The organism is Turicibacter sp. TJ11, assembly GCF_021497505.1.
In the GTDB taxonomy this organism is placed as follows: domain Bacteria; phylum Bacillota_I; class Bacilli_A; order MOL361; family Turicibacteraceae; genus Turicibacter.
Window position 1 is genome coordinate 92,169 of sequence record NZ_CP069349.1, and the last position, 24,965, is coordinate 117,133.

A 24,965-nucleotide genomic window follows, 5' to 3' on the forward strand; every position below is an offset into this window, starting at 1 on the left:
ATCTAGTCAAAGAATTGTTTGACGAAGTAATCACTTAGTTTATTGAGTGATAAAAATATCATTTTGATTAGGAGGAATAGAAGATGAAAAAAAATAAATGGATCGTATGGACAATTTTATTGATATTGATTTTTGTCTTTATCATGATCGGGAGTCAGAAAAAAGAAGATGTTAGCTATGAAACAGTCACAGCAGTTGTTGAAGATATAACAACTTATTATAGCTTTAGCGGAAATATTGAAGCTAATGATAAAGAATCAATCATTTTAACGACGACAACGCAAATTCAAACATTGAATGTATCAGAGGGGGATCTAGTTAAAAAAGGTGATGTATTATTTACGACCATTCAAGGAAATGAGTTTAAGGCCGGTATTGATGGAGAAATTGCAACCATTTATGTAACAGAAGGAGAAGTTGTAACACCGGGAACGATTGCTGTTGATATTACAGACTACACTAACTTACAAGTTAAAGTTAAAGTAGATGAGTATGATATTAAGTCTATTGAAGTAGGAAAAGAAGCAATAGTGACAGTCAATGCTTTAGATAAAGAAATTAACGGAACGGTTTCTCACGTTTCAAAAGAAGCTCAATCATTAAATGGAGTTTCTTATTTTCTTGCAACGATTGATTTAAATGAGGATAGCGAACTACGTGTTGGTATGTCAACAGAAGTCAAGTTAGTCAATGAAAGTGTTAAAGAGGCTATCGTCATTCCAATGAACGCTATTCAGTTTGATTACAAAAATTCACCCTATGTTTATTATCGTGATGATAAAGGGGAAGTGATGACTAAAGCCATTGAAGTTGGTGTTACAGACGGCGTAGTCATTGAAATTAAATCGGGTATTGAATCAGGAGAAGAAATTTTAACTCCTAAAACACTTGAATTTACCACACCATTTGAAATGATGAAAAAATCTAAGTGATAGGAGGGGAATGTAAATGGTAGAAGACATTCTTTCAATGAAAAATATTACTAAATCTTATTACTTAGGAGAAGAGGAACAAATCATCTTAAAAGGAATTAATCTAACGGTTAATCGTGGAGAGTTTGTTTCAATCCTTGGGCCATCGGGTTCTGGAAAATCAACGATGATGAATATTATCGGTTGCTTAGATAAAGCCACTAGTGGTCAGTATATGCTGTCAGGGCGAGACATTAAAGATTTAGATGAAAATCAATTAGCAGAGATTCGAAGTAAAGAGATTGGGTTTATCTTTCAGTCCTTTCAATTACTTCCACGCTTAACTGCACTGCAAAATGTTGAATTACCCATGATTTATTCAGGAGTCAGCCCAGTTAAACGTAAACAAATTGCTAAAAAGATGCTTGAGCGAGTTGGACTTTCAGATCGATTAAATCATTACCCTAATCAATTATCTGGTGGACAGCAACAACGTGTTGCCATTGCACGTGCATTATCAACGAATCCGACCATCTTACTTGCTGATGAACCAACAGGAGCACTCGATCAGCGAACAGGACATCAAGTGATGGAATTATTTAAAGAGCTTCATGCAGAGGGTCGGACAATTATTATGATTACACATGATGAAAAAATTGCTAAACAAGCTACACGTATTGTACGTATTTTAGATGGAAACATTGTGGAGGAGGTGTCTATGGATGTTTAAAGAAAGTATTTTTATGTCTTGGCAAAATATCATCCATAACAAGATGCGTTCCTTTTTAACTGTTCTTGGAATTGTGATTGGTGTCATGTCAATTATCGCTTTAATTTCAATCGTTCAAGGGGTTAGTGATGAAATGATGGGACAATTCTCAGAACTTGGAGCTAATAAATTAACGATCCAGATCACCGGAACTCCGTTTAAAACAGGGTTGGTAGAGACGGATTTAGATTTAATTGAAGAAGTGGATTATGTCGATGGAATTTCTCCCACACTTAAAACAAGCTTATCAGTTGTTGGGAATCATCGAGTGATTGAAAATACGATGATTGAGGGAAAGAATGAAGCTTATTTCAAAAATAATCATCTATCTTTAGCTCAAGGTCGATTAATTAATCCAATAGATATTGCTCAAAAAACAAATGTCGCCTTAATTAATGAAGCGATTGCTAATGAACTTTATTTAGGAGTCAATCCGTTAAACAAAAAGATGACTTTAAACGGCGTCTCTTATACAATCATTGGAGTCATTAAAGAAGATTCACCGACTGATATGATGGCGATGATGTCTCGACAAGGAAATAGTGATTATAAAATGATTATTCCCGCTACTAGTATGATGAGCTCATTTGGAGTCAGACAAATGAATGCACTAGAAGTTTACATGAGTGATTCTAGTTATGCTGATCAAATTATTAGTGATATTGAACATATATTGAATGAAGCATTTAACTATAAAGAAGATAGCTATAGTATTATTAATATGGAAAGTTTATTAGATACGATGGAGACCATGAATTCAATGATGACGATGATGCTAGTTGGAATTGCATCAATCGCTTTATTAGTAGGTGGAATTGGAATCATGAATATGATGTTAGTCTCAGTAACCGAACGGACAACAGAAATTGGACTTCGAAAAGCGTTAGGAGCGAAGCCTAGAAGTATTCAATTACAATTTTTAATTGAGTCGATTTTCTTATCTGTTTTTGGTGGTGTGATCGGACTTATCTTAGGAATAATCATTTCAATCATTGTAGCGCTTGTCATTGGATTTACACCAAGTATTTCAATTGGTGCGATTGTCCTAGCTTTAGGGTTTTCAGCGAGCGTAGGTATTATTTTTGGAATTGTACCTGCACGTAAGGCTAGTCGCCTAAATCCTATTGATGCTCTTCGTAGTGTCTAATGAATGATTGAGATCGTTTAGATTTATATTGCGATACTGAGTAAGATAGAGTTAAGTCTTCAAGTGAGCAGAAAGATTTCTTTAATCAATTAATGAATCTATGTAGATGATGGCTAGTGTGCGTCTCTAAGGATGAATGAATTGAAAAAAGGAATCTTTTTTTTATTTCATAAAATATACATAATAAAGATGATGTGGCACAATTAGACAAAACAAGTATAGATTCTCCGTTATAATAAAATAAAAACTATCTAATCATGTATTAAAAAGTGTAATGGTTTACACGTATAATCTTTTTCAAACATAAATAAAGGTGGGTTATGATTAAAGAGATTAAAGTGTGCATGAAGTATATATATTTTTAAGGGGGAAATTGGAATGTTTGAAATTGAACTAGCTAGGGAGAATCATCAGCTATTTAAAAATGATTTAAAAAAGAACTTAGTTAAACAAATAAAACCGTACTGTGAGTTTACAGAAATTGATCGTTATCTCTTTTCTGAAGGAACTCATAGACAGTTATATAAAAAGTTTGGGGCTCATGTCATCCAAAATGAATCGGGCGTGTTAGGAACTTATTTTTGTGTCTATGCCCCACATGCTCAAGCTGTTAGTGTTGTTGGGGACTTTAATGAGTGGAATGGTCAATATCATGAAATGATAGGTGAGAATGGAATTTGGTCATTATATGTTCCAAAATTAAATACGTTAGAGACGTATAAATATGAAATCACAACAGCTTCTGGAACGAAAATTCTTAAAGCCGATCCTTATGCGTTTTATGCTGAACAACGTCCAAATACTGCCTCTGTTATTTATGATATTGAAGGATTTAAGTGGACGGACGATGCTTGGATTGAAAAAAGAAAACAATCTAATATTTTTGAACAACCACTTAATATTTATGAATTACATTTAGGGTCATGGCGTCGTCATGAAGGATTAGTGGAATCAGAAAGTTTTCATTCATATGCTGAAATTATGGATGACTTAATCAACTATGTACTAGAGCATAGTTATACGCACATTGAGTTAATGCCGATGTATGAGCATCCATTTGATGGATCATGGGGGTATCAGGCAACTGGATATTATGCGGCAAGTAGTCGTTATGGAGAACCAAAAGATTTAATGATGTTAATCAATAAATGTCATGAAGCGGGAATCGGTGTTATTATGGACTGGGTTCCTGGTCATTTTTGTCTTGATGCACACGGATTATTTGAATTTGATGGACAGGCTGTTTACGAATATCCATTTCCAGACGCTGCTATTTCAGAATGGGGAACAGCGAATTTTGATTTAGGTAAAGGAGAAGTACGCAGCTTCTTAATTTCTAACGCACTATTTTGGATGAAGTATTATCATATTGATGGATTCCGTGTTGATGCAGTTTCCAACATGATTTACTGGGGGGGAAATCAATCACGCGGAGAAAATAAAGGAGCCATTGAGTTTTTAAGACGATTAAATACAGAATTATTTGCAGAAGATGAAAAAATCTTAATGATTGCCGAAGACTCAACCAGCTATCCATTAGTAACAGCACCAGTCTCTGTTGGAGGACTTGGGTTTAGTTATAAATGGAATATGGGATGGATGAATGATACGCTTGATTATATTGAATTAGATAATATTTATCGTCCATATCATCATAACTACATTACCTTTGCAATGGCTTATGCTTATAGCGAAAACTTTATCTTGCCATTTTCTCACGATGAAGTGGTGCATGGTAAAAAATCATTAGTTGATAAAGCACCAGGAGATTATTGGCAAAAGATGGCGCAATTTAGATTATTATGCACGTATCAAATGACGCTGCCTGGTAAAAAATTAAACTTTATGACGAATGAGATTGCACAATTTCATGAATGGAAAGACAAAGAACAAGTGGATTGGCATTTATTAAAATATCCAGCGCATGATGCTTCAAATCGTTATATTAAAGACTTAAATGCTACTTACTTAAATGACGCTGCTTTTTGGGAGTTAGATCACTCATTTGAGGGATTTGAATGGATTGATGTCCATAATAACGAACAAAGTATGTTTTCTTATCTTCGTAAGGCAAAAGATACAGATGATTTTGTTGTCGTTGTCTTAAACTTTAAACCAATTTCATATAATCACTATAAGATTGGCGTACCGATGAAGGGAGAATACGTTGAGATTTTAAATAGTGATCGTGATTATTATCATGGATCAAATCAATATAATGGATTACCATTAGTTGCACAAGAAGGGATGATACACGGTAAACCATATTACATTGACATGACGATTCCACCATATGGAGCCGTGATTTTAAAATATCAACCAAGTCTTTTAAAAAATGAAGAAGTCATTGAGGAAGAGATTGTAGGGTTATAAGAATAAGGAATCGATAAACTGTCGATTTTAGGTTATGAAGGGGGGATGAAAGAATGGCTGTTAATGTGGTTGCTATTATATTAGCGGGAGGAAAGGGAACTCGCTTAAAAGAATTAACCATTCATCGTCCTAAACCAGCCGTTTCATTTGCAGGAAAATATCGTTTAATTGACTTTGTCTTAAGTAATTGTACGAACTCAGGCATTGATCAAGTAGGTGTTTTAACTCAATATGAACCATTAGAATTAAATAGCTATATTGGAGAAGGGAGTTCATGGGATTTAGATGTCTATGGAGCTTCCGTTACAGTAATGGGACCTTACACGTCGCGTGACTATGGATTTTTATGGCAAGGTGGGACGGCAGAGGCAGTTATTTTAAATATGCCGTTTATTGAACAGTATAATCCTGATTACTTACTCGTCTTATCAGCCGACCATATTTACAAGATGGATTATCGAAAGCTAATTGATTATCATATCGAGCAAAATTCAGAACTAACGATTTCAACGATTCGAGTTCCAAAGGAAGAAACGAAACGTTTTGGAATGTTAAAAGTAGATGAACAAAATCGTGTTATAGATTTTGAAGAAAAGCCAGTCAAAACAGATAGCCAACTTGCTTCTATGGGAGTATACGTTTTTAGTTGGCAAAAATTTAAAGAAGATATTATTCATAAGTATTATAAGCATATTTATGATGGCGTTGATTTTGCTCAAGACGTCATTCCTCACTTTATTAATGAGAATTGTAAGGTATTTGCCTATGAATATAAAGGTTATTGGCGAGATGTTGGAACGGTTGATGGGTATTGGAAAGCACATATGGATTTACTCGATCCTGACAATGATTTAAATTTACATGATTATAGTTGGCCTATCTTTTCAAAAACTCCTAACTTACCTCCACATCACATCTTAAAAGGAGCTAAAGTTCGTAATACTTGGTTAAATGAAGGTAGTATGATTTTTGGTGAGATTTATGATTCCATTATTGGACATCGATGTGTCGTCGATGAGCGATCAATAGTTGAAAAAAGTGTGGTTTTAAGCCAGGCTAAGATTGAGCATGACTGCCGAATTAGGTATGCGATTATTGGGGATGAAGTTATCATTCCACCATATACTGATATTTTAGGAGATGAAGATCATATTATATTGGTGACTAACGACAATCTTGAAGAAATATTAGAAAGCCAAGGTAGGGGGGATGACTAATGAAAAATAAAGCTTTATGTGTGATTGATGGAACAAATACATCACAATCACTACAAAATTTATTGAATCAACGTTGTGTTGCAGCCCTACCATTTGCTGGTCGTTATCGATTAGTTGATTTTGCCTTATCTAATGCCGTTCATTCAGGAATTACGAATGTTTCGATTTTTCCTGATGGTGATTATCACTCATTAAGTGATCATATTCGGTCAGGAAAGTTTTGGGGTCTTGATCGTAAAGTAGACGGATTATTTTTACTTCCTCCTAAAAAGGATGTTAGTGCAATTGCTAATACCTTAACATTTGCTAGAATGAGAGAATACATTGATTATTTTTTAAGATCACGTCAAACCTATGTTGTTTTGTATCACGCCAACATTATCACCACCATTTCGTTCGAACAATTAGTTAATTCTCATATTGAATCAGGAGCAGAGGTTACACAAGCCTATTACCGAAACAAGCCGGTTAATATTTTCGTCTTGTCTCGAGAATATTTAATTGAATTAATTTTAAGATATGAAATTTCTCCGTATCAAACCGTGATGGATTTAGTGGAGATGAATGATGGAATTAAAATTAATCGCTATGAACACGATTCATATACGCGAACGATTGATTCCATTTTATCTTATTATCGAGCAAATTTAGACATGTTGCATTATGAGTATGGATTTCAAATTTTCTTATTAAATCGTCCGGTATTAACGAAAACAAAGGATGAGTCACCGACATTTTATACAAAAGAGGCAGATGTCAGTAATTCAATGATTGCAAACGGATGTCATATTGAAGGAAAAGTTGAAAACTGTATTCTTTTTCGAGATGTGACCGTTAAACGAGGAGCAATTGTAAGAAATTCTGTGATCTTACCAAGAACAGTAATCGGAGAAAATAGTATCGTTGAGCAAGTGATTACAGATAAACATGTCTACATTAGTGATGGTGCTCGGTTGAGTGGGCAAGATTATACGCCACTCGTCCTTGGAAAAGGTCAGCGTGTCGTTGGAAATAAAGGAATTAATGTCCTTCAAGTTTCAACAGAGTGTGTTCCTTTTTACAAAACGGGTGGATTAGGCGATGTAACATCAGAGTTAACGCAAGAATTAATTAATCAAGGATTAAATGTTGATGTGATTTTACCGCTGCTTAACTCATTAGCTGAGCGTTATCAAGAAAATTTAAGTCATGAATTTAGGTCATTAATTGTTCTTGATGAGTTAGAGGTTCCTTATGATGTGTATCGTTACTCAAAAGATGGGATTAATTATTATTTTATTTCATGTGGGGAATTAACACGCGAAAAATTATATGGATATAAAGACGATTGTCAACGCTATGAACTTTACTGCTATTTGACACTTGATTTTATTGAAAAATGTCAGATGAAGTATGACGTCATTCATTGTCATGACTGGCTAACTGGATTAATTCCATATTTTATGAAGTATGTATTTATGAAAAGAAGTAATTTTTTCATGTATACAAAAACTGTGTTTACGATTCACAACATTCATTACCAAGGTATTTGCGATGTTTCTGATTTAGCTATTATTTCGCGATTTGAGACCATTCCAAACGAAGTCATGCTATTTGAAAAGGTCAACTTTATGAAGACAGCAATTGTGATTAGCGATGAAGTCACAACGGTTTCAGAAACTTACTGTAATGAAATTTGCTATCCTTACTTTGCCGAAGGATTAGATCGTTTTATTGTGGCGCGTAAAAATCATCTTCATGGAATTATTAATGGAGTGAATTACAACTATAATAATCCGGCAACGGATTTAAGTATTTATAAACGATACTCTACTAAAAACATTGAAGTTAAAAAAGAAAATAAGTGCCAAATGCAGCGAGAACTTGGCTTAAAAGTCAATCCAAATATACCTGTCATTGGGATGGTTTCACGTTTAGTAGAACAAAAAGGATTTGATCTCATTCTTAAAGTATTTGAAGAACTAATGCTTGAAGACGTTCAGTTTGTTTTATTAGGTGATGGCGATGATAAATATACAAGCTTCTTCAAGGAGATGGCACGAAAATATCCAACAAAAGTATCAGCGAATATTGGTTTTTATTCGTATAATTCACAAATGATTTATGCAGGTAGTGATATCTTTTTAATGCCATCACGCTTTGAACCATGTGGAATTAGCCAAATGATTGCACTCAAGTATGGAACAATTCCAATCGTTCGGGAAACAGGTGGCCTAAAAGATACGATTATTCCATATAATGAGTTTATTCAGCATGGAAATGGATTTGGATTTGCACATTATAACGCTCATGATATGTTATTTACACTTAAACGAGCGATTAACTTTTATCATATGCCAGAACATTGGCATAAGCTGATTCAAAGTGCAATGACTCAAGATTTAAGCTGGAAAAAATCGACGGACAAGTACATTAACCTTTATCGAAATTTAATAAATGAAGAATAAAGAGCCTAAATGATGAGGCTCTTTATTTTATTTATAGAATAATAAGGAAAAGTGTACTAAAAAGCTAAGACAGTAATATAAAATAACAATATAATGTAATGAATTCAATTTATGAATCATACAATAATTTGATGAATAAATTCGAGTTAAGACGCTATAATACATTTAGTTAAAAATTGGATTTAAAACGATGTCATGAGAGTAGCAACATCATGATTAAAGATGAAGTGAATGGATTAGATGAACGTTATTGATTAAAAAGTGGGTAACTTTTTGATCATGACATGACGGAAAGATTTAATACTATGAATCACCATCCACATCAATAAAAAGTCATTTCATCTATATAAAGATAAGTTTGTTTATCACTATTTAAACTCAATGAAGTACGTTTATCTTTTTATTATAAAGATAGGCGCTAACCGAATAATTTCAAAAAACATGTATGTCATACTTACAGAATTTTATTATTTTTCACCAATAAAAAACCGATCTTGACGGATTGATAAAAAGGAACGCGTTACAGGGGGAGAGGGTGATTTCATCTAGTTCATTATCTGCTATAATAAATTTATGGGATGGAAAAAATGTAATTGTAAAGCGATTACACAAATGGAAGGGAGATGTCTTCTAATGACTAATGTATTTGTTGATAAGAATGTATTTAAAGAGGCGTTTCAGACACGTGTAGAACAAATTTATGGGATCAAATTTGAAGAAAGCACTCCACATCAAAGATATTTTACATTAGGAACACTTGTGCGTGAGTATATCTCATCAAATTGGATTGAGACGAATCAGGCAATTGTAGAAGGAAAACATAAACAAGTTTACTATTTTTCAATGGAATTTTTGATGGGGCGTTTATTAACTAATAATATTATGAATTTAGGCATCCGATCAACTATTGAGGCGGCAATGAATGATTTAAATATTGATTTAAATGAATTAGAAAAAATCGAAGCTGATGCTGGATTAGGAAACGGAGGACTTGGACGTTTAGCTGCATGCTTTATGGATTCAATTGCTTCACTTGCACTACCAGGGCATGGAAATGGGATGCGTTATCGCTACGGATTCTTCGAGCAAAAAATTATTGATGGATATCAAGTAGAAGTTCCAGATAAGTGGCTACAACGCGGTTATGTTTGGGAAGTTCGCAAATCAAATGAATCAGTGGAAATTCCATTTTACGGAGAAATAAAAGTTGATAAAGTTGATGGACGTGATGTTTATACTCATTTACCAGCAGAGTACGTACGTGCAGTTCCATATGATGTCCCTGTCGTTGGAGACATTACAAGTGGTAATAAAACAGTGAACACCTTACGTTTGTGGTCATCAGAGCCAACAGAAAAAGATTATCCCGATCATATTTCGGCTGTTGACTACGAAAAAGGCGTTCGAAATATTTCAGAGTTTTTATATCCAGATGATTCAACAAGAGAAGGAAAAGTATTACGCTTAAAACAACAATATTTCTTTGTTGCAGCGGGAGTTCGTTGGGCCGTTCGTCAGCATAAAGAAACTTATCAAACGCTAGATAATTTCCATGAAAAAAATGTACTTCATATTAACGATACTCACCCAGCTTTAATTGTTCCAGAACTCATGCGTATTTTAATTGATGAAGAAGGATATGACTGGGATCAAGCTTGGTTTATTACGCAACATTCATGCGCTTATACGAATCATACCATTTTAGCTGAAGCACTTGAAAAGTGGCCAGTTGACTTATTTAAGCCATTACTTCCAAGAATTTATATGATTACAGAAGAAATTAATCGTCGTTACTGCTTAGATTTATTAAATCGTTATCCAAATCAACCAGAAAAAGTTGCTCAATTAGCGATCATTGGACATGATCAAGTACGTATGGCACACTTAGCTATCGTTGGATCGTTCAGTATTAATGGAGTGGCACAGTTACATACAGATATTTTAACTCATATTGAAATGAAAGATTTTTATCACATGTACCCAGATCGTTTTAATAATAAAACAAACGGAATTACACACCGTCGCTGGTTGTTACACTGCAATCCAGAATTAACAAAAATATTAGACGAACAAATTGGAACACAGTATCATACTAATACGTTTGAACTTGCGAAGTTTGAAGAAAAAATTAACGATAAAAACGTTAAAGATGAAATTAAAAAAATGAAGTATGCACGTAAAAAAGCTTTATCAGATCGCATTTATAAAGAACAAGGCGTCTTATTAGATCCAAATTCTATTTTTGATATTCAAGTTAAACGTCTACATGCGTATAAACGACAATTACTAAATGCGATGCATATCATGTATTTATATAATCGCTTAAAAGAGGATGAAGTGTTTAGAGCGAACTTCCATCCGCAATCTTTTATTTTTGGAGCTAAGGCGGCTTCAGGATATTATTTTGCTAAAAAAGTGATTAAATTAATTAATTCGATTGCTGAAAAAGTTAATAACGATTCAGATACCAATCAGTTATTAAAAGTTGTATTCGTTGAAAACTATAATGTAACTTATGCAGAGTTAATTATGCCAGCAGCCGATTTATCAGAGCAAATTTCAACGGCATCCAAAGAAGCTTCAGGAACAGGAAATATGAAGTTTATGTTAAATGGAGCTATGACGATTGGAACAATGGATGGAGCTAATGTTGAAATTCACGAATTAGTTGGAGATGATAATAGCTTTATCTTTGGTTTAAGTGCAGACGAGGTGAATGATTATTATCAAAATGGTGGTTATAATCCATGGGATCTTTACCACTCTGATGCTCGTATTCACCGTGTTCTTGACCAATTAGTGAATGGATTCTTAACACCGGATACTGAGGAGTTCCGCGATATCTTTAATGCAGTGACTCATCACGGGGATGAATACTTCGTATTAAAAGATTTTGATGCTTACGTTCGTGCCCAAGAACGAGCGAATCAAACATATAAAAATCAAGACAAATGGCTTGAAATGTCAATGATTAATATTGCACGTTCAGGTAAGTTTTCATCGGATCGTACCATTCAAGAATATTCAGATCAAATTTGGCATTTAGATCCATTAACATTTTAAGAAAAATTAAGTCATCAAGCTTCTTAGCAGTGGAATTTTTCATATGAACTCATTTAACACAAAAAAAGAGTAGATCAAGTGATCTACTCTTTTTTTGTGTTAAATGAAAACCACCTGCTATGCGGGTGGTTCCGGAAAGCTTTTAGCGTGGTAATCAAAGGGTACTTAGAGTAAAAAGTAGACGAATATTAAGAGAAGTGAGATAAGAGGTAGAATGTAATTATAAAAGAAGATTTCACTTTATTTAGAAAGTAAGGCTAAAGGTGACAAGATAATTCGTGTAAAAATTCGATAAGCTGCTAGTAAAGAGATAGGAAAGAGGTAACTGGTCTGATGACGCTTGAATGAGTGGTTGCTGAAAAACAAGATGAAGAGAGTAAGCAAGAAATCCTTTGAGGATTAATAAGTGAATGTGGTGCAGAAGTTAAGGACTTCAGGAGGCCTTTCAGGCCTAGGCCGGCAATAGAGGCTTTCAGCCGCAGAGAAAACCACCAGTTCGCACTGGTGGTTATATTTTGTTTAAATTCAGCTACTTTGTTGAGAAGAAGTTTTTCGTGTGAGTTGTGTTTTTTATTTGACTGCATTTATTAACCTGAATTTTTAAATAAAACAAAAATGACTCTTTCTTAGCTTAGTTTTCTTGAATATAGGAAAAATAATAGTTGAAGGAGTGATCGTGATGGAAAACAGATGCGAATTATGCGAACGTAGTGAAATTACACTAACAAAGCATCATATTATTCCAAGAGAGGAGGGCGGAACGGAGAAAGATATTGTGATGATTTGTCCCGATTGTCATCGTCAAATTCATGCCCTATATTCAAATCAAGAATTAGCCCTTCGATTGTTTACACTTGAAGCTTTAAAAAATGATGAGAAATTAAAAAAGTTTATTCGATTTATAAAAAAACAACCTGTAACGAAGCGAACCGTTGTCGCTAAGTCTAAAGAGCAAAAGCGTAAAAAATGCTAAAATAAAATACATAATTTACCATATCGAATGACTTTTTCATTATGTAAAACTTGTAGTTAACGATTGAAATCAAATGAAAAGAATTTGTTAGAAATATAAAAAAGACTACAGCTACTTGTAGTCTTTAATAAGTAAGTTGATAAATTAAAAATCGTTCGCGATGATCACGCTGATGACTTGGTAAAAGAACTTCTTGTTTAAGTGTAAAAGCCGTTCGATGTTCTAAAAAATATTGATACTCATCTGAGGCATAATAAAGAATCAGCTCTACCTCACGCGGATGTTGTTCAAGAGAAATAAGGATATTTTCAATAATTTTTCTAAAAATTTGAATGGAGAATGGATTGAAGAAGTAGAACTTATTATCTGTTGGATCAATCTCATAATCTTCTGCTAAACAGCAATAAAAATTAAGAGAGTCTGTTGGACGACGATGTTTTTTTAGATAGCTTGCTTTGTTATTGATTGCAATATCATAAAAGGTTTCATTCATTTCAATGCCTGTTACACGAGCGTGAAAGTAATGATAAATATAAAAGTTTAGACGTCCTTTCCCACAGCCATAATCAACCACGTGATCAGATGGTTTAATCTCGTAATGTTCAAATAAGTGATGAAGAACTTCATAAGGTGTTGGTTCATATCGATGATAAAGGTGAGAAGTATGATATTTATCTGTCCCACCGGTTTCAATATTCAATAATGTCTCATAATCTTTTTCAGTCATTAATGGGTACCCTCTTTAGTATTAGAATAACTTTATTTTATGAGTTTATCCCAGAACTTTCAAGAGGATAGATGTGGATAACCTCGTATTAGAGAGTTTTTTTAAAATGAGCTTAAACGAAAAGATAAACTTTTAAAGAGATGTCTTAGATGAATTAAAACTTCATGAGTAGCAATAATCAGTGACTTAGTAAGGAGTTGGCCCTAAAGTTACTAAAAGTAGTTATGTTTAACTAAGATATACGCTAAGTGACTCTTACTTTTACTTCATTGACGACAATAACGCCTTCTTATATAATAAAAAGCTGTATGTGATTATTTGTAGAAGTGAGGTTATTCATGAAAGAATTCAAACGAGAGTGGTTAGGAAATATAAAAGGTGATGTATTAGCAGGAATTGTTGTGTTTATGGCGCTCATTCCTGAAGTAATGGGGTTTATGATTGTTGCAGGAGTCGATCCTATGGTTGGGGTTTATGCGACATTTTGTATTACACTGATTACAGCTATTTTTGGTGGACGTCCAGGTCTCGTATCAGCAGCAGCGGGGGCAATGGCATTAGTCCTGGCAAGTTTAGTTCGTGATTATGGAATCGAGTATATGTTTGCAGCAACGATTTTAACTGGAATTTTACAAGTAATCTTCGGATACTTCAAGATTGGGAACTTATTAAAGTTTATTCCAAAACCAGTCATGCATGGATTTGTTAATTCTCTTGGAATTATGATGTTTATTTCTCAATTAGAACATTTCCGAGGAAATTCGATCTTATTCGTTTTAGGTGCCATTGGAATTATGATTATTTATCTATTTCCAAAACTAACGAAAAAAATTCCATCACCAATTGTTGCTATCACGTGCATTACAACGATTGTTTTAGTTTTTAATATAGATATTAAAACATTAGGTGATATGGGACGTATGACGAGTGAATTACCTGAATTAATAATTCCAAGCGTACCATTTAACTTAGAAACATTATCAATTATTTTCCCATATGCTGTTTCATTATCGATTGTAGGGATTGTTGAGTCACTTTTAACCGCTCAATTGATTGATGAGATGACCAATACACCAAGCGATAAAAACCGTGAAACAATTGCTCAAGGATTAGCCAATATAGTGTCTGGCTTTTTTGGTGGAATTGCGGGTTGTGGGATGATCGGACAATCAATGTTGAATTTAAGTTACGGTGGACGTGGCCGTTTAGCAAGTGCAGTCGCTGGAACGTTAATGCTTAGTTCTATGATTTTATTTAGTGACTTCATGGTCAAGGTACCCGTTGTTTCACTGGCAGCCGTCATGGTTGTTGTTTCTTTAACAACGATTAATTGGCAATCATTTAAGCGTATGAAATGTGTGCCACTGAGTGATAATCTTGTGATGATAACAACAGTAATCATCGTTGTATCGACACATAACTTGGCATACGGTGTAGTTGCAGGTACTTTATTAAGTGTTATCTTCTTTGGAATTAAAAGCTCTAAAGTTCATGTTGATAAAATAGATCATAATGGAATTGTTTATATGATTACGGGACAGTTATCATTTGCTTCATCTTCAGACTTTATTCAATCGTTTGATTATCAAGAAAAGGTGGAAGAAGTAACAATTGATTTTACGCATGTTCGTTTATGGGATGAATCTGCAGTGGACGCTGTTGATAAAGTTGTTATTCGTTTACATAAAAATGGAATTAAAACTCATTTGATAGGATTAAGCCCTGCATGTGAAGCGCTTCTTGAAAAATGTGCGATTCATAATAAACCGGGTGGCTTAGAAGTTATCTCAGGACATTAAAGGAGCGGATCACCGCTCTTTTAATTTGTCAAAAAATATAAAATATCGATATAATAACTTTAAGATTAAACAAAGGAAGAGACAACATGAGAGATGAAGGACAAATTTGGGTTAAAACGAAAGTGAATCCTAAACAATTATATGAGCATCAGTTAGAAGCTTTAGAGGTATTAAAGGAAATGGATAAACATTCATCATTTCAATCGGTATTAGTTATTCCAACTGGTGGTGGAAAAACATTGACGGCTTGTTGGTGGCTATTAAATGGTGCATTAAATAAAGGAAAAAAGGTTCTATGGTTAGCACATCGACAACTTCTACTTGAACAAGCTATCCAAACGTTTGAGTTAAACGCCTATGCTAATGTGATGAAGGAACGTCTAAACTTCAGTTATCGTGTCATTTCTGGAGTTCATCAATCCGCCAATAGGATTAAATCAACTGACGATTTATTAATTGTGAGTAAAGATAGCTTAGTTAAACAAACGAAGCAATTAAATCGTTGGTTAAAACAAGAAAAAGAATTATACGTCATTATTGATGAGGCTCATCATGCGAGTGCTCCCACTTATCAAAAAATTTTAACTTATCTAAAACAAAAAGTTTCTAATCTCAAGTTATTAGGTTTAACTGCAACTCCTTTTCGAAGTGATGCGCGACAGTTGAGTGAGGTTTTTCCAGATGATATCGCGTATAAAATTGATCTAACAGATTTAATTAAAAGAGGAATTTTAGCGCTACCTCATTTTGAGGAATGTCAAACTGATTTAGTCTTAGATTTAAATAAAAAAGAAAAGCAACGCTTAGAATTAGATGACGTCATTCCACCAGATATAGCTATTACTATGGCTAAGCACAAAGTGAGAAATGCGTTAATTGTAAAACGGTATAACTATCAAAAATATGGTCAGACGATTATTTTTGCGATTAATCGAATTCATGCGGTTGTCTTAAAAACATTATTTGAAAAAGCAGGCGTGAAATGTGGCGTTATTATTTCCCAGGAAACTGATGATGTCTTGGAAATGAAACAATTTGGTTTAGAAAATGAAGCAACCATCAAAGCTTATCAAACAGGTGATATTCATGTGCTAATCAATGTGAACATTTTAACAGAAGGGGTCGACTTACCACAAACTCAATCTGTTTTCTTAACAAGGCCGACGACGTCAATGGCTCTAATGACTCAAATGGTTGGTCGTGCGTTACGTGGAAGTAAAGCTGGTGGAACTGAGAAAGCATATATTGTAAGTTTTATTGATGATTGGCAAGATAAAATTGCCTGGATTAATGCTCAAACACTAGTGAATGGGAAAGAAGCAACGAGAGAAGAGCAAGGGGATAAAGAGATTGAAAAGATTTATGAACGTATTTCTTTTGCCAAATTAGAAGAATATATTCATCTTTTAGATGCCAGTGTTGACACGAAGCAATTAGAGTCTATTTCATTCATGAAACGTGTTCCACTAGGAATGTATGCTTTTACGTTGATTGATCGTGGAATTGAAAGAAGTCATCAGATTTTAATTTATGATAGTACGAAGCGTCGATACGAACATTTAATTTCACAACTACCTAAGTTTTTTGAGTATCATCAAATTCAAGGAGAAATTACCTCTGCTAAGTTATTGCAAAAACTCACTGATATATGTACGAGACGTTGTTTTTTAGGAACGATGATTCCAGGCTATGATGAGCGAGATATTAAAGCTTTGTTACACTATTTTAGTGTGCATCAAGAAGCGCCACCTTTTATTTTATTTGATGACATCAATCGAGAACGTGTCAATTTAGAAACAGTGGCTTCCTACATCATTCATGAAAATTTAACACGATCGCAACAAAGAGATTATATTAATCGATTGTGGTCTGATCCAGAAGAATTATTCTCGATTTATTTCCATAAAAAAGCATTCTTTATTCGCCAATTAAACATCGAACTAAGAAAATTAATAGAAGGTGAAAAACATGAAAATCATTAATGTGTACGATATTGCGGTCTTTTTATCCATAGCAGATTTATCTTACTTACAAGAACGGAAGCTTATTAAAACATTACATGAAGCATTATCACCCACTGAATCACTTTCAAAATTCATGATTGAAGTTGATGAACAATTAGAGCAACTGGATGATCAGGTCATGAACGAGATGATTAAAATTGAATCGACTAGAAATGGGAAAATCATTAGTGGTCGCTTTAATCAAGATATGGCACACTATTTAAAAGTGATCAAACTTAGAATTCAGTATACAGAGACTGACTATGTAAAGATTAAGTTTCGAACGCTTTTAAAAAAGCTTGGATATAAACGACGAAGTGACAAGTTAGTTATGGAACTTCATGAGATGTTTGAAAGTCTTGATTTAGTTCTTTATAAAAAAGGTGGCGTCTTAAGTGAGATTTTTGAATTTTCACTAGATGAGTTTATAACAATACGATTAAGGAGTGATAATCATGTGGAAAAATAAAATTGAATCATATGTTCCAAAAAATGAGCAGGAAGTACAGGATCAAAAAGTGATGCTTGAGTATATTAAGTTATTTGAAGATAACATTTTAACAAGAGAAAATGATTTTGCTCATTTTACTTGTTCAGGATTTATTTTAAATGAAACAAGAGATAAAGTTTTAATGATTTATCATAACCTTTATGATAGCTGGGGGTGGACTGGTGGACATGCTGATGGTGAAAAAGATTTATTAGAAGTCGCTATAAAAGAAGCAAAAGAAGAAACGGGTATTGTGCATATTTGTCCACTAACTGATGAAATCATATCTCTAGATATTTTACCTGTATGGGGTCATATGAAAAAGGGAAGCTATGTGAGTTCACATCAGCACTTAAATGTTTCATTTTTATTAATTGCAGATGAATCAGATGTGCTTCGTATTAAAGAAGATGAAAATAGTAACGTGGGCTGGATTTCGGTTAATGAAATAGAGCATTATTGTCAGGAACCACAAATGATCCCGATCTACAAGAAATTATTAAAACGTGCAGAAGAGTTACGAAAATAAGAGTTTTAAAAGAAGAAATAAAGAGCGTTAATTTAAGATCTAAAAGAGATTAATTTTAAATCATACAGATTTTTAAACATGTTCTTTTTGTGTTCTATTTAAAAATATTGGTAAATATGTTGATTTTTGTGTAATAATTGGATATAATGCTCTCATAAGTAAAAAGAAGTAAAATAATCCTTTTATTGGATAACACTTCTTAATAAAAATTACTAAAATTCAATGGCCATATTGAATAGGAGGACATGAAAGTGAAAAAATTAGCAGCATCATGCGCAGTATTATTTGGGTTATCAGCTATGGTAGCTTGTTCAAATGGAAATGAAGAAAACCAAGAACAAGAAAACAAAGATTTAGTTACTTCAATTGAAAATCCAGTTGAAATCGAATTCTGGCATGCAATGTCAGGACCAAACGAAGAAGCAGTTAATAAATTAGTTGAAGATTTCAATGGAACAGTTGGTCAAGAAAAAGGAATTACAGTTAAACCAGTTTATCAAGGGGCTTATAACGATTTAAAATCAAAAGTAACAGCAGCTATTAAAGCAAAAAATGCACCAGCTATTTCTCAAGCATATCCTGATTGGGTAGCAGAGTACTTACAGTCTGGAGCAGTTGTTGAATTAGATAATTATATTTTTGATGAAGAAGTAGGAATTAAAGACTTTGAAGATATTGCTGAAGCATATCGTAAAGAAAATAGCCAATATGAAGGAAATAAATTCTACTCTTTACCGTTTAACAAATCAACAGAAGTTTTATATTATAATAAAACATTCTTCGAAGAAAATAACTTAACAGTTCCAACAACTTGGGAAGAAATGGAACAAGTTTCTAAACAAATCACAGAATTAACAGGACATCCAGCACTTGGATTTGATTCAGCTGAAAATACATTCATTACATTAGTAAAACAATTTGGTGGAGAATATACAACATCAAATGGTGAAGTATTATTCGGTGAAACAGATGCAGCTGTTGAAATGTTAGAAATGATCAAACGTAATACAGATGCAGGTTACTGGCGTTTACCTGGTGAAGATAAATACATGTCAGGACCATTCATCAGTGGTTTAGTACAAATGTATGTAGGATCAACATCAGGAGCATCACATGTTATGAACGGAATTGCAGAAGCAGAAAATCAATTTGAATGGTCGGCTGCACCAATTCCACAACAAAGTGAAGAGACTAAAGCAGTTATCCAACAAGGAACAAACGTTGTTATCATGAAACAAGGTGAAACAACAGATGAACAAGTATATGGAGCTTATGAATTCGCTAAGTTTTTAGGAACTTATGATGCTAACCTTTACTGGACAATGAATACAGGATACTTACCAATCCGTCAAACAGTTGTAGATTCAGAAGAATATCAAAACTACATCGTTGAATCTGGAGACATGACAAAAGAAGCAGGTCCTGCTCAATCAGACTACTACTTCTATGATGTTGTCTTTACAAATGATGATTTCACATCATATAATGTACGTTCACAAGCTGGTGTAGCAGTTGAAAATGTTGTATTAAATAACATGGAACCAGCTCAAGCGATTGAAGAAGCTTTAAAAGCATTAGGTTTAAACTAAATTAAAAAGAGATAGTCTATTGGCTATCTCTTTTTGCACTCATAAAAAAAATAAATGAAAGAACTCTTGTAGATCTTAATAAGAAAAAAAAGAATATTAAAAATTTTTTAAACCTTAGTATCACTGCTGATTTAAGATTTTTTAGAAGTTATAAAGATTTTTATTCCGTTAAAATTCTTTACATGGCAAAGTATACTTAGTTAATTATCTGGTACAAAAGTTATAAAAAGAGTATAGATTAAAGGATTGATGTTCGTTTTTTATGTCAGATTTTGTTATAATATTAAAAGAGTAAAGTGAGGGGTTGGAGTTAGTGTTAGTAGATTTACATATGCATTCTTATTATTCAGATGGTTCATTTTCCCCACGTGAGGTGGTAGAGTTAGCCAAGGAAAAAGGATTAGGATTTATTTCAATTACGGATCATAATACGATTGAAGCTCATGAAGAATTTGAGTTAGCTTGTCAAGAATTAGGAATGAACTACGTGTTAGGTGTAGAATTAGATTGTGTTTTTAACAATCGATCAATTCATTTATTAGCATACGATTTTAAAGTGAATGACGAATTTGCTGCTATTATTAAAAAATCACGTCAACAACTGGATCAAATGGGAGTTGATTTAATTAAACTGATGGAAAAAGATTATGATCATCTTTCATCGCAAGACTACGAAGCTTATAGTTATGATCGTCGTCTAGGTGGATTTAAAGGAATTCACTACTTACATGATCGAGGACTAACTGAGACGCTTATGGACGGCTTAAAGATTTATCGTGATTATCATATCTTTTATAAAGATTATGACTTTCCAACAGTAGAAGAAGCCATTAAACAAATTCATCAATGTGGTGGAAAAGCTATTTTAGCTCATCCTGGAAAGTATTATCGTCATCATTCAATGAGTGAAGTGGGTGCGGACTTTGAACAGTTAGTTTCAATTCATATTGATGGAATCGAGTGTTATTACCCTATTCATAGTCAAGAATTAACAGAGTACTGTGTTAAGTTTTGTGAAGAACATGATTTAATGATTACAGTCGGTTGTGATTGTCATGGGGAAATGAGTAAAAAAGAGAGTGAATACATCATGGGATGTATTAAAAAGGATGTAAGTGATCTTAGATTAAAATTCTAATTAAAAGAATAAATAAATTTTATGCATTTTGTGTAACCGTTATCTCAATGGTTAAAAACGGTTACATAAGATGGGTGTCTCATTGAATGTATTCGCTTACAATGCTATATTGTTTAATGTAAGCAGTTAATTAAATACGGGGGGCAAAGAAAATGAAAAAATTATTATCAATGGGTTTAATCGCTTCTTTATCGTTAGCAGGGCTAATCGGTTGTGGCAATGAGGGAGGAAATGACTCTTCAACAACGATGCCAAATTCATCAGAACAAGGGTCACAAACATCTGATTCTAATGGATCAAGTAGTGGGGATAAGGTAGAGGTTAAATTATGGTTAGATAATGATGATTATGGGGCTGCGATGGAAGAAGCACTTGAAGCTGCTTTACCAAACATTGATATCATCTTTGAAAATGTTGGATCAGTAGATGCTTTAAGTAAATTAGAACTTGATGGACCAGCAGGTCTTGGAGCAGATGTCTTTATTATTCCTCATGATAATATGAGTACAGGAATTAACGGACAAATGCTATTACCATTAAGTTCAGATATGGGAGCAGATATTGAAGAACGTTTCATTGATGCATCAGTTGGAACTGTAAAAGTAGATAATACTTATTATGGAATGCCGTTATCAACAGAAACAGTTGCTTTATTCTACAACAAAACATTGTTAGATGAAAACGGATTTGATGTAGCCAAATCATTTGAAGAAATTAAAGAACAAGCTGCTAAATATAATGATGCTTCATCAAATAAATTCTTAATGCGTTATGAAGCAGGAAATTCATATACCATGCATTTATTCTTAACTGCAGGTGGATTTGAATTATATGGCCCAACTCATGATGACGCTTCACAAGTTAACTTAAATTCACAAGGTGTTATCGACGGTTTAACATTTTATGAATCAATGAAAGAATATTTAAATGTTCCATATGCAGATTTAAACTGGGATTCAGTTGAAGTTGAGTTTGCTAAAGGAAATGTGCCTTATATTATCACTGGTCCATGGTCAATTCAAGAGGTAACAACACAAGATGCAGGATTTGAATGGGGAATTACAACAATTCCAACCATTAATGGGGTTCAACCTGAAACATTCTCAGGAAATATTATTGCATGTATTAGCGCCTACACAGAGCATCCACAAGAAGCTAAACAAGTATTAGAATTTTTAGGATCTGAAGAAGGATTAAAAGTAATGTATGATGTTAAAGGATCAATTCCGGCATTAAAAGATGCAACAGTTATTGAGGGAATTAATGAAGATCCTTATGTATTAGGTATTTTAGAACAAGCACAATTCACACAAGCAATGCCAGTTTTACCTGAAATGTCTAGCTACTGGGGAGCAGCTGAAACAATGTATCGTTCAGTATGGGAAGGATTATCAACTCCAGAAGAAGCTGCTGAAAAAGCATTAACAGATTATAATGCAGCGTTAGAATTAGCGCAATAATCACACACACTAAACAAAAACTACCTGTTAAACAGGTAGTTTTTTATTATGCCCTGTTAGTTAGTTTCTAAGAAAAATCAAACTTAACTAGTTCTTTAAAGATCACATCTATGTTTCAATTCCGTTTATAGGAGAAAAACAATTATAAACTCTATTGTATGTAGGTTATTTTAAACGAAAAATAAAGTTAATAAAATTGGTTTATGATAAAATAGAGAAGTCTAGATTCATATTTTTTTAAAATAATGGGTGAACGTTAGACGGTCTTGGAACGAGGACACCCCAGCTATAGAGTACTTATTTGGTTTGATACAGTTAGGAGATTAAGATTATGGAAAAGCGAATTAAACGAGCCATTAATAATCATCAAAAGGGTTATAACTGCTCTCAAGCGGTATTGTGTGCGTATCATGATTTAATCGGACTAGAGGAAAGACAAGCTTTCAAAATAGCAGAGGGGTTTGGAAGTGGTATGGGGGGCTTACGTCATACTTGTGGTGCTGTGACTGCTATGTTTATGGTAGCTAGTTATTTTTCATCAGACGGTGATACGATACAAAATGATTCAAGAAAGTCATGCTATCAAAGTATTCATGATTTGGCAAAAACATTTGAAGTAAAAAACAGTTCTCTTATGTGTGATCAATTGTTAAATTGTAAACACCATCAACGTTATGAAAAGCTGTGTACTTCATATGTCGAAGATGCAGTTATCTTATTAGAAGAGTGGCGAAGTAAAAAAGCGTAGAACCTTAAGTTTTACGCTTTTTATTTAATTTATTGTGACAAACAGTTAATCAATGAATGAAACGGTTGAATAAAAAAAGACACTCTGATTGAGTGTCTAATAAAGATTATTTTGTTTCTTGGAAATAAACTTGTTCATCTAAGCAATTTTCTGATTTAGCTACAACAACAGCTGTTGCAGAGTCTCCAACTACGTTTAATGCTGTGACTAACATTTCAACTGGACGGTTAATAGCTAAAATTAACGAGTATGCAAGAACGGCTGCATCATTTTGATACCCCATACCAGATAACACAGTAAATAAGATGACAGCTCCAGCACCAGGTGCAGCTGGCGTTCCGATTGAAGCAATTAAAGCTAAAATAGCAATTAATGAAATACTTCCAAATGTGACGTCATATCCGGCACTTGAGGCAATGAAAATAGCGGCAATCACTTGCATAATAGCTGTTCCGTTCATATTGATCGTCATACCAAGAGGTAAAATAAATGAGGCAATCTCATTATTAACCCCTAGCTCATCAACAGTTGTTTTAGTATTTAACGGTAATGTTGCTGCGGAAGAAGACGTTGAGAATCCAAACATGGCAACTTTTCCAATTTTCTTAACAAACGGCATTGGATTTAAACGTGTTGTTACAAAAATAAATAAGGCATATCCAAAGATTAAGAATACTAATAACGTGATAACGACAGTAATTACATAAGCTAACGCAGGTTTTAAATGTTCAACACCATAGATAGCAAATGTACGAGTTAATAAAATAAAAATAGCGAATGGTCCGAATTTAGTAATTAAGAATGTTAAAAAGACAGTGATAATTTTATTAATATCTTCTAGTAGCTTTTTTAAAACTAAAATTTCTTTTCCTAAATGGTTAATTGATAGTCCTGTAACAACGGCTAAAAAGACAATAGATAAGATACTTCCATTTGTTGAAAAAACAGATGTAATGTTATTAGGGATCGCATTGACAAAGATTAATAATGGATTTGAACCTGTTGAACCCGTTTGTGCTGTAATGTTATTAATATTAACATTGAATAATCCCATTTTATTAGCAAATAACCCAACGATTCCAGCTAGAATTAAAGCGAAAAATGATGTTCCTAAAAATCCACCAATTGTTTTATATGATAATCGTCCTAATGTTTTAGTATCAGAGATACGACACATCGCTAAAGCGATTGAAGTAAATACCATTGGAACAATAACTAACTGCATTGAGTTTAAGAATAATTGTCCTAAGATATAAAAGATTCCTATTGCATCTTGAGCTCCTTCGGCACTGATATCTTGAAATAAGATTTTATTGATCGTTGCCCAAAGATCCGTATTCCCTGACGTTAATAAATTTTCACGTAATAGTAAGAATAATGATCCTGTTACTAAACCACCAATAAGTGCAATTACCATATGAATGGCTAAACGATTGTTATTTTGTTTTTTAGTCATTGAGTAAGTCTCTCCTCTTTTCATAGATGTTAGGACCCAATCACCTCATCTTATGAAACAACTTGTATAAGATGAAAAAAAGCCTTAAGTCCCATTGATTTCACGAACTTAAGGCATAAATGAATA

Annotated in this window: 18 protein-coding genes; 16 read left to right on the top strand and 2 right to left on the bottom strand. The window is 33.5% G+C overall.

The genetic code is table 11. From position 1 onward, the window contains the following. Nucleotides 1-83 precede the first annotated feature (83 nt). From JRC48_RS00475 to JRC48_RS00510, 8 genes are all read left to right on the top strand, one after another. Complete coding sequence (locus JRC48_RS00475) at nt 84-932, top strand: efflux RND transporter periplasmic adaptor subunit (protein WP_235069920.1); 849 nt, start codon at nt 84-86, stop codon at nt 930-932. Nucleotides 933-948: 16 nt separating this feature from the next. Beyond that, nucleotides 949-1,641 (top strand): ABC transporter ATP-binding protein, encoded by a 693-nt coding sequence (locus tag JRC48_RS00480; RefSeq protein WP_304941322.1) that lies wholly within the window; start codon nt 949-951, stop codon nt 1,639-1,641. Beyond that, complete coding sequence (locus tag JRC48_RS00485) at nt 1,634-2,827, top strand: ABC transporter permease (RefSeq protein ID WP_235069921.1); 1,194 nt, start codon at nt 1,634-1,636, stop codon at nt 2,825-2,827. The genes JRC48_RS00480 and JRC48_RS00485 overlap by 8 nt, the downstream gene beginning before the upstream one ends. Nucleotides 2,828-3,205: 378 nt before the next feature. Further along, the gene (gene glgB, locus JRC48_RS00490) at nt 3,206-5,200 is read left to right on the top strand and encodes a 1,4-alpha-glucan branching protein GlgB (RefSeq protein WP_235069922.1); all 1,995 of its coding nucleotides are present in this window, start codon (nt 3,206-3,208) and stop codon (nt 5,198-5,200) included. Nucleotides 5,201-5,253: 53 nt separating this feature from the next. After that, complete coding sequence (locus JRC48_RS00495) at nt 5,254-6,417, top strand: glucose-1-phosphate adenylyltransferase (RefSeq protein WP_235069923.1); 1,164 nt, start codon at nt 5,254-5,256, stop codon at nt 6,415-6,417. Then, nucleotides 6,417-8,864, top strand: coding sequence for a glycogen/starch synthase (locus JRC48_RS00500; RefSeq protein WP_235069924.1), 2,448 nt, complete (start codon nt 6,417-6,419; stop codon nt 8,862-8,864). Before JRC48_RS00495 ends, JRC48_RS00500 begins: the two co-directional genes overlap by 1 nt. Before the next feature lie 633 nt (nt 8,865-9,497). After that, the gene (locus JRC48_RS00505; protein ID WP_235069925.1) at nt 9,498-11,927 is read left to right on the top strand and encodes a glycogen/starch/alpha-glucan phosphorylase; all 2,430 of its coding nucleotides are present in this window, start codon (nt 9,498-9,500) and stop codon (nt 11,925-11,927) included. Nucleotides 11,928-12,606: 679 nt separating this feature from the next. Next, nucleotides 12,607-12,900, top strand: a complete 294-nt coding sequence (locus JRC48_RS00510) for an HNH endonuclease (protein ID WP_235069926.1) — start codon at nt 12,607-12,609, stop codon at nt 12,898-12,900. Nucleotides 12,901-13,024: 124 nt separating this feature from the next. On the opposite strand, the gene JRC48_RS00515 is transcribed toward JRC48_RS00510, so the two are convergent. Beyond that, nucleotides 13,025-13,627, bottom strand: coding sequence for a methyltransferase (locus tag JRC48_RS00515; protein WP_235069927.1), 603 nt, complete (start codon nt 13,625-13,627; stop codon nt 13,025-13,027). Between the two features lie 338 nt (nt 13,628-13,965). Between JRC48_RS00515 and JRC48_RS00520 the strand changes: the two genes are divergently transcribed. The 8 genes from JRC48_RS00520 (at nt 13,966) to JRC48_RS00555 (ending at nt 23,383) form a co-directional block, all read left to right on the top strand. After that, complete coding sequence (locus JRC48_RS00520; protein ID WP_235069928.1) at nt 13,966-15,426, top strand: SulP family inorganic anion transporter; 1,461 nt, start codon at nt 13,966-13,968, stop codon at nt 15,424-15,426. An 86-nt stretch (nt 15,427-15,512) separates the two neighbouring features. After that, complete coding sequence (locus JRC48_RS00525; RefSeq protein WP_235069929.1) at nt 15,513-17,408, top strand: DEAD/DEAH box helicase; 1,896 nt, start codon at nt 15,513-15,515, stop codon at nt 17,406-17,408. Beyond that, nucleotides 17,395-17,898, top strand: coding sequence for a hypothetical protein (locus tag JRC48_RS00530; protein WP_235069930.1), 504 nt, complete (start codon nt 17,395-17,397; stop codon nt 17,896-17,898). The genes JRC48_RS00525 and JRC48_RS00530 overlap by 14 nt, the downstream gene beginning before the upstream one ends. Then, nucleotides 17,885-18,448 carry an NUDIX hydrolase gene (locus JRC48_RS00535; protein WP_235069931.1) on the top strand — a complete coding sequence of 188 codons (564 nt, stop codon included), beginning with the start codon at nt 17,885-17,887 and terminating at the stop codon, nt 18,446-18,448. The genes JRC48_RS00530 and JRC48_RS00535 overlap by 14 nt, the downstream gene beginning before the upstream one ends. 251 nt (nt 18,449-18,699) lie before the next feature. Further along, entirely contained in the window at nt 18,700-20,037 is a 1,338-nt protein-coding gene (locus JRC48_RS00540; protein ID WP_235069932.1) for an ABC transporter substrate-binding protein, read from the top strand. 313 nt (nt 20,038-20,350) lie between these two features. Continuing rightward, the gene (locus tag JRC48_RS00545; protein WP_235069933.1) at nt 20,351-21,175 is read left to right on the top strand and encodes a PHP domain-containing protein; all 825 of its coding nucleotides are present in this window, start codon (nt 20,351-20,353) and stop codon (nt 21,173-21,175) included. A gap of 152 nt (nt 21,176-21,327) precedes the next feature. Further along, the gene (locus tag JRC48_RS00550; protein WP_235069934.1) at nt 21,328-22,635 is read left to right on the top strand and encodes a maltose ABC transporter substrate-binding protein; all 1,308 of its coding nucleotides are present in this window, start codon (nt 21,328-21,330) and stop codon (nt 22,633-22,635) included. Nucleotides 22,636-22,966: 331 nt separating this feature from the next. Further along, nucleotides 22,967-23,383, top strand: a complete 417-nt coding sequence (locus JRC48_RS00555; RefSeq protein WP_235069935.1) for a C-GCAxxG-C-C family protein — start codon at nt 22,967-22,969, stop codon at nt 23,381-23,383. Nucleotides 23,384-23,489: 106 nt separating this feature from the next. On the opposite strand, the gene JRC48_RS00560 is transcribed toward JRC48_RS00555, so the two are convergent. Next, a complete protein-coding gene (locus JRC48_RS00560; RefSeq protein WP_235069936.1) occupies nt 23,490-24,839 on the bottom strand; it encodes a dicarboxylate/amino acid:cation symporter in 1,350 nt (449 codons plus the stop codon). Between the last annotated feature and the right edge of the window lie 126 nt (nt 24,840-24,965).

Coding starts and splice junctions, on each gene's coding strand:
- JRC48_RS00475 (WP_235069920.1), top strand. CDS start 84: ATGAAAAAAAATAAATGGATCGTATGGACAATTTTATTGATATTGATT.
- JRC48_RS00480 (WP_304941322.1), top strand. CDS start 949: ATGGTAGAAGACATTCTTTCAATGAAAAATATTACTAAATCTTATTAC.
- JRC48_RS00485 (WP_235069921.1), top strand. CDS start 1,634: ATGTTTAAAGAAAGTATTTTTATGTCTTGGCAAAATATCATCCATAAC.
- glgB (WP_235069922.1), top strand. CDS start 3,206: ATGTTTGAAATTGAACTAGCTAGGGAGAATCATCAGCTATTTAAAAAT.
- JRC48_RS00495 (WP_235069923.1), top strand. CDS start 5,254: ATGGCTGTTAATGTGGTTGCTATTATATTAGCGGGAGGAAAGGGAACT.
- JRC48_RS00500 (WP_235069924.1), top strand. CDS start 6,417: ATGAAAAATAAAGCTTTATGTGTGATTGATGGAACAAATACATCACAA.
- JRC48_RS00505 (WP_235069925.1), top strand. CDS start 9,498: ATGACTAATGTATTTGTTGATAAGAATGTATTTAAAGAGGCGTTTCAG.
- JRC48_RS00510 (WP_235069926.1), top strand. CDS start 12,607: ATGGAAAACAGATGCGAATTATGCGAACGTAGTGAAATTACACTAACA.
- JRC48_RS00515 (WP_235069927.1), bottom strand. CDS start 13,627: ATGACTGAAAAAGATTATGAGACATTATTGAATATTGAAACCGGTGGG.
- JRC48_RS00520 (WP_235069928.1), top strand. CDS start 13,966: ATGAAAGAATTCAAACGAGAGTGGTTAGGAAATATAAAAGGTGATGTA.
- JRC48_RS00525 (WP_235069929.1), top strand. CDS start 15,513: ATGAGAGATGAAGGACAAATTTGGGTTAAAACGAAAGTGAATCCTAAA.
- JRC48_RS00530 (WP_235069930.1), top strand. CDS start 17,395: ATGAAAATCATTAATGTGTACGATATTGCGGTCTTTTTATCCATAGCA.
- JRC48_RS00535 (WP_235069931.1), top strand. CDS start 17,885: ATGTGGAAAAATAAAATTGAATCATATGTTCCAAAAAATGAGCAGGAA.
- JRC48_RS00550 (WP_235069934.1), top strand. CDS start 21,328: ATGAAAAAATTATTATCAATGGGTTTAATCGCTTCTTTATCGTTAGCA.
- JRC48_RS00555 (WP_235069935.1), top strand. CDS start 22,967: ATGGAAAAGCGAATTAAACGAGCCATTAATAATCATCAAAAGGGTTAT.
- JRC48_RS00560 (WP_235069936.1), bottom strand. CDS start 24,839: ATGACTAAAAAACAAAATAACAATCGTTTAGCCATTCATATGGTAATT.